Source organism: Streptomyces sp. SID5785, from assembly GCF_009870065.1.
Taxonomy (GTDB): Bacteria; Actinomycetota; Actinomycetes; order Streptomycetales; family Streptomycetaceae; genus Streptomyces.
This window is the reverse complement of the sequence record NZ_WWIA01000121.1, coordinates 1-424: the sequence shown is the minus strand read 5'-3', so window position 1 is coordinate 424 and position 424 is coordinate 1. Positions and strand designations below refer to the sequence as shown.

Here is a 424-nt window from a genome sequence, read left to right as displayed (position 1 = left end):
TGCGGCCGAACCTCTTCGTGAACACCCCGGACATCCTGCACGGCTCGCTCCAGGACGGCGGCCGCGCCGCGTTCGAGATCCGCGCGGTGCTCGCGGCCACCCTCGCGCCGAGCTGGGGCATGTACGCCGGCTTCGAGCTGTGCGAGAACACCCCGCTGCGCCCCGGCACGGAGGACTACCTGCACTCCGAGAAGTACGAACTACGGCCGCGGGACTGGGAGTCGGCCGAGCGGGCGGGCACGTCGCTGGCCCCGCTCGTCACCGCGCTCAACGGTATCCGCCGGGGCCACCCGGCCCTGCGGGCGCTGCGCAACCTCCACTTCCACGAGGCCGACAACGACGCGGTCATCGTCTACAGCAAGCGAACGGGCCAGGACACCGTGCTCGTGGTCGTGAACCTGGATCCGCACCACACCCAGGAGGC

Annotated in this window: 1 pseudogene; it reads left to right on the top strand. The window is 71.2% G+C overall.

Annotated features, from left to right (window positions below):
* Nucleotides 1–424: pseudogene (locus tag GTW43_RS03725) on the top strand (alpha-1,4-glucan--maltose-1-phosphate maltosyltransferase); the annotation flags it as partial.